This window comes from Arthrobacter sp. 2YAF22_2 (assembly GCF_052114645.1).
Taxonomy (GTDB): domain Bacteria; phylum Actinomycetota; class Actinomycetes; order Actinomycetales; family Micrococcaceae; genus Arthrobacter.
On sequence record NZ_JBFRFD010000338.1, the window covers coordinates 1 to 4,094 of the forward strand.

At 66.4% G+C, this 4,094-nt stretch carries 4 protein-coding genes and 1 pseudogene; 1 reads left to right on the forward strand and 4 read right to left on the reverse strand.

Annotated elements, in window-relative coordinates; translation table 11 throughout:
- Positions 1–364, forward strand: a pseudogene (locus AB4Y86_RS13500) (polysaccharide deacetylase family protein); the annotation flags it as partial.
- A gap of 72 nt (positions 365–436) precedes the next feature.
- On the opposite strand, the gene AB4Y86_RS13505 reads toward AB4Y86_RS13500, so the two are convergent.
- The 4 genes from AB4Y86_RS13505 to AB4Y86_RS13520 all read right to left on the reverse strand — a co-directional run bounded on the left by AB4Y86_RS13505 (position 437) and on the right by AB4Y86_RS13520 (position 4,024).
- Entirely contained in the window at positions 437–1,636 is a 1,200-nt protein-coding gene (locus tag AB4Y86_RS13505; protein ID WP_441402727.1) for an MFS transporter, read from the reverse strand.
- A 188-nt stretch (positions 1,637–1,824) separates the two neighbouring features.
- The gene (locus AB4Y86_RS13510) at positions 1,825–3,234 is read right to left on the reverse strand and encodes an MBL fold metallo-hydrolase (RefSeq protein ID WP_441402725.1); all 1,410 of its coding nucleotides are present in this window, start codon (positions 3,232–3,234) and stop codon (positions 1,825–1,827) included.
- A gap of 121 nt (positions 3,235–3,355) precedes the next feature.
- Entirely contained in the window at positions 3,356–3,652 is a 297-nt protein-coding gene (locus AB4Y86_RS13515) for a rhodanese-like domain-containing protein (protein WP_441402726.1), read from the reverse strand.
- 30 nt (positions 3,653–3,682) lie between these two features.
- Positions 3,683–4,024 carry a rhodanese-like domain-containing protein gene (locus AB4Y86_RS13520; RefSeq protein ID WP_441402728.1) on the reverse strand — a complete coding sequence of 114 codons (342 nt, stop codon included), beginning with the start codon at positions 4,022–4,024 and terminating at the stop codon, positions 3,683–3,685.
- Between the last annotated feature and the right edge of the window lie 70 nt (positions 4,025–4,094).

Below are 4,094 nucleotides of genomic sequence, written 5' to 3' on the forward strand. Positions count from 1 at the left end.
GGGTGACATTACCTCGCCCGCCAGCTGCGCGGGATGCCCCTTCGCGGAGGCCCTACCGCCGAGCAACCCCATGGTCACCAAGGCGCCGGACGAAGCCGACAGCACCTGGACCCTCAAGAACCTCCAGGACTTGGTGACCAACGCCGAAGCAACCGGCGGCTGGCTCCAGTTGACCTTCCACCACATCGCCGTCGGTACCGATCCGACCCTGACGGTCAGCCCCGCGCTGTTCGACAGCTTCGTCACCTGGCTCGCGGCGCGAACGGCCAATGGAACGACGTCGGTCCGTACCGTCGCCCAGACCCTGGGGCAATCCGCGGTGCGGGCGCCCGCAGCTGTTCCCGCTGCATTGCTGTCACGGTGAGCAACCAGTCCCACCGGTGGCACAGGGCGGTTTGGACAACCCAATCATCCGTCCTGCTAAGTGCGTCCCCGGTCATTCCTGGCCGCGGTGGTCGCTGCTTCGCATGCGCACAGCAACGATGATGCCCGAGAGCCCAGTCAGGGCAGCGACGGCGGCGACCGCGGCGGGGATGCCGTAGGCGTCGGCGAGGACTCCGGAGAGCAGCGCGCCCACGGCGAACCCGCCGTCGCGCCACAGCCGGTAGACGCCCACGGACCTGGCCCGCCACTCGGGGTGGGCGACGTCGCCGATCGCTGCTAGCAGCGTGGGGTAGACCATGCCGGTGCCGGCGCCCAGCAGGACCACGGCGGCAAGCCAGGTTCCAAAGTCAATTCCGACGGCCACCATCACCAGAGCTGCCGCCTGGACGAACATGCCTCCGGCGATCAGTGGTTTGCGGCCGATCCGGTCCGACAGGGCACCGGTGACCAGTTGCCCGGCGCCCCACACTGCCGGGTAGACGGCGGCGAGGAGGCCGATGCGTTCGATGCTGAGCCCTGCCCCGGCGAACAGGACCGGAAAGAGCCCCCAGGCGAGGCCGTCATTGAGGTTGTTCACCAGCCCGGCCAGGCTGACCGAGGACAAGGACCTGTCCCGGAAACTGGTCAGGACGAAGACGGCACTGCTGCTCAGCCCGGCGTGGCTCCCGGCGTGGACCGGGACGTGCACAGCTGCCTCCGCCCGGGCGTGGTGGCGTGTCTCGCGGACGGACAGCACGGACAGGCCGAGTCCGACGGCGATGAAGGCCGCACCCAGCAGGAACGGACCCGGACGCAGCCCGTAGGTGGACGCGATGTAGCCGGTGGCCAGCGCGGTGCCCGCCACGCCGAGGTAACCGGCTGCTTCATTCAGCCCCATGGCCAGGCCCCGGCGTTCGGGGCCGACGAGGTCCATTTTCATCATCACAGTGGTGGACCAGGTCAGGCCCTGGCTGATGCCGAGCACCACGTTGGCTGCGACGATCCAACCCCAGGAAGGACCGAAGATCAAGAGCACGGGAACTGGAATGGCGATAAGCCAGCCGGCGACGAGTACCGGCTTGCGGCCGTAGCGGTCCGAGAGGGATCCGGCGAAGTAGTTGGTGGCAGCCTTGGCCAGTCCGAACGCCACAATGTAGGTCAGGGCCGAGGAGTACCGGTCCAGGTGGAAGACTTTTTCGGCCAGCAGCGGCAGCACCATGCGCTCCTGGCCGAGCGTTCCCCCGACGAGGGCGTTGACGGCAACTAGGAGGATGAATTGCGCCAGGTTCTGGCGCAGGCCAAGCCTGATGGCATCCGTTGGACCGGGGCGCCGTGGTGAAGCGGTGGGGTCTGATCTCACGGATACACTCCAGCTGTCAGCACGGGACGCGGCAGGGCATTGGCGGCGGCCGGGTCTACCGTGCCGCCGCCACTGTCCGTCAGGGGACGTGCTGCTTTGGTTTAGTTACTTGATACGGATTCCTGGGCCTGCTGCCATGCGCTCCAGGCGGCGTAGCTGCCGTCCAGTTCGACGACGTCGTACCCGGCCCGACGCAGCGCACTGGCGGCCACGGAGTTCCGGACACCGCTCTGGCAATAAGTCACGATGGTGCCGTGCGCGGGCAGTTCGTCCAGGTGCCACATGACGCGGCCGCCACTGAGCTGGTGGGACCCGGGGACGTGCCCGGCGGTGTGCTCGGTCCGGTTGCGGACGTCCAGAACCATGGCCGCATCGAAACCGGCGAGGTCAGCCGGCTGGACGAGCCTCGGGGTGGAGACGGGCAGCCCTTCGATGCTGGTGACGTAGCCGGCGACATTGTCGATGCCGACCCGGACCAGGTGGTCCCACATGTCCTGGGCTTGATGCTGGTCGGCGGCCAGGAGCACCAGCGGGTTCTTGTCGGTTTCCGGGTTGACCACCCAGGCGCCGTAGCTGGCGACGGATTTGCCAGCCGGGACGTTCAGGGAGCGGGGAACGGTGCCTTGGTGGACTTCGCCGTTGGGGCGGGTGTCGATGAAGGTGACGTTGTCCTCGGCGAGGTCCTTCGCAACGCCGGCCTGGTCCAGTTCGGGCAGCGGGCTGCGCTCGCCCATGATGACGGGGCCTTCACGGTTTTCGCGCTTCATCCGGCCGAAGTAGGCGTGGGCGTCGGGCTGGCCGTCCAGGAGTTCGTCGATGAAGCCCTGCTCGTCGTTGGCGGCCAGGTATGGCCCCCACCAGGCGTAGAGGCGTTCGTAGCCGACCGTGGAAGACGGGATGGCGCCAAGGGCCTTGCCGCAGGCGCTGCCGGCGCCGTGGGCGGGGTGAACCTGGACATAGTCCGGGAGGGTCAGGAACTTTTCACGCAGGCTAACGAACAGTTGCTTCGCTCCGACGAACCGGGTGTCGATGCCCCCTGCTGCCTCGTCCAGGAGATCCGGCCGGCCCAGGTCGCCGGAGAAGACGAAGTCACCCGACAGCAGATAACCGGGCTGGTCGCTGAAGGCGCCGTCGGTGACCAGGAAGGACAGGTGTTCTGGGGTATGGCCCGGGGTATGAACCGCCTGGATGCTGACGTTGCCCAAGGTGATGGTGTCGCCGTCGTAGAGCCGTTCGCCGTCGAACCCGTACTGCCAGTCCGGGCCGCCCTCGCCGGAAACGTAGATCTTGGCGCCGGTCGCGGCGGCCAGTTCGCGGGTACCGGACAGATAATCGGCGTGAATGTGGGTCTCGGTGACGGCGACGATCTTCATGCCGTTCTTTTGGGCCAGTTCCTGGTACACCGCGATGTCGCGGCGGCCGTCAACCACTACTGCCTCACCCTTGGCCTGGCAGCCGATCAGGTAGCTGGCCTGGGCGAGGTCTTCGTCGTAAATGCGTTCGATAAGCATCTGGTGCTCTCCTTCACGAGGGATGTGCGGTGTTGTTCTTGCATTAATTCTAATACCCATGGGGGTATGCAGCAATGCTGGGTTACCCCCGGACTTTGCGAGGCCGGAGCCAGCCGTCCGGTCAGGTGGTGGGGAGTCCCGCGTGGGTCCAGGCGGTCATGCCGCCGGTCATGGTATCGGCGGTGAAGCCGGCGCGGTTGAGGGCATCGGCGACGCGGGCGGAGCGGTTCCCGCTGCGGCAAACTGCAATTACCGGTGCGGCGGGGTCCAGCTCTGAAAGTCGGGCCTGCAGTTGGCCCATCGGGATGTGCAGCGCTCCGGGGATCATCGCTTCGGCAATTTCAAAGTCCTCCCGGACGTCCAGGATCAGGGCAGTGGAACGGCGCTGATCAGCTTCGTTGACGGTGATTTCAGCCATGGTTTCTCCTTCGAGCGGGTTTGGTTGTTATTAGCGGACGGGCTCGCCGGCCTGGCGCCAGGCGCCCATGCCGCCCCGCAGGGAATAGCTCTCATACCCTTGTGCGGCGAGGATTCTGGCGGCCGAGGCAGAGCGAACCCCTGATTGGCACATCGCGATCACGGGCCGGGTTTTGTAGATCCCGGGTGCGCCGGCCTGAAGTTTGTCGAGCGGGAAGTGCTTGGCTTGCGGTGCGTGGCCGGAGCGCCATTCCTGGGTGGACCGCACGTCGATCAAGGCGGCCCCTGCGGCCAGCAGTTCCTTTGCTTCCGCGACTGTGACGGTCTTGTAGGGCTTGCCGAATGCTTTCTTCAGTGAGCTGATCAGGCCCATCGTGTTCTCCTTTGGTTTGTGGTTGGCGTTTCGCTTCTCAGGCGGTGACGGTGCTTGCCGTGACCCAGGC

Excerpts from the sequence above, each read along its gene's own strand:
- AB4Y86_RS13510 (WP_441402725.1), bottom strand. The coding sequence starts at position 3,234 with ATGCTTATCGAACGCATTTACGACGAAGACCTCGCCCAGGCCAGCTAC.
- AB4Y86_RS13520 (WP_441402728.1), bottom strand. The coding sequence starts at position 4,024 with ATGGGCCTGATCAGCTCACTGAAGAAAGCATTCGGCAAGCCCTACAAG.
- AB4Y86_RS13515 (WP_441402726.1), bottom strand. The coding sequence starts at position 3,652 with ATGGCTGAAATCACCGTCAACGAAGCTGATCAGCGCCGTTCCACTGCC.